Annotated in this window: 2 rRNA genes; both read left to right on the forward strand. The window is 57.0% G+C overall.

The window, feature by feature from the left end:
* Window positions 1–693: ribosomal RNA gene (locus F3J39_RS18655) — 23S ribosomal RNA — on the forward strand; the annotation flags it as partial.
* Window positions 694–757: 64 nt separating this feature from the next.
* Window positions 758–841, forward strand: a 5S ribosomal RNA gene (rrf, locus tag F3J39_RS18660); the annotation flags it as partial.

The raw sequence follows: 841 nt of genomic DNA on the forward strand, positions 1-841 counted from the left end.
ATCCGGGCTGCGGACAGTGTCTGGTGGGTAGTTTGACTGGGGCGGTCTCCTCCCAAAGCGTAACGGAGGAGCACGAAGGTTGGCTAATCCTGGTCGGACATCAGGAGGTTAGTGCAATGGCATAAGCCAGCTTGACTGCGAGAGTGACGGCTCGAGCAGGTGCGAAAGCAGGTCATAGTGATCCGGTGGTTCTGAATGGAAGGGCCATCGCTCAACGGATAAAAGGTACTCCGGGGATAACAGGCTGATACCGCCCAAGAGTTCATATCGACGGCGGTGTTTGGCACCTCGATGTCGGCTCATCACATCCTGGGGCTGAAGTAGGTCCCAAGGGTACGGCTGTTCGCCGTTTAAAGTGGTACGCGAGCTGGGTTTAGAACGTCGTGAGACAGTTCGGTCCCTATCTGCCGTGGGCGCTGGAGAATTGAGGGGGGTTGCTCCTAGTACGAGAGGACCGGAGTGAACGCACCGCTGGTGTTCGGGTTGTCACGCCAGTGGCACTGCCCGGTAGCTAAGTGCGGAAAAGATAAGTGCTGAAAGCATCTAAGCACGAAACTTGCCCCGAGATGAGTTCTCCCTGGCTCCTCGAGAGCCCTGAAGGGACGTTGAAGACGACGACGTTGATAGGCCGGGTGTGTAAGCGCAGCGATGCGTTGAGCTAACCGGTACTAATGACCCGTGAGGCTTAACCTTACAACGCCAGAGGCGTTTTGAGAGACCCGATTTTCAGCTTGTTTTGCCGGATTAACAGAATTTGCCTGGCGGCCACAGCGCGGCGGTCCCACCTGACCCCATGCCGAACTCAGAAGTGAAACGCCGTAGCGCCGATGGTAGTGTGGGG

The sequence above is a fragment of the Pantoea sp. Acro-807 genome (genome assembly GCF_011752675.1).
Taxonomy (GTDB): Bacteria; Pseudomonadota; Gammaproteobacteria; order Enterobacterales; family Enterobacteriaceae; genus Pantoea; species Pantoea eucrina.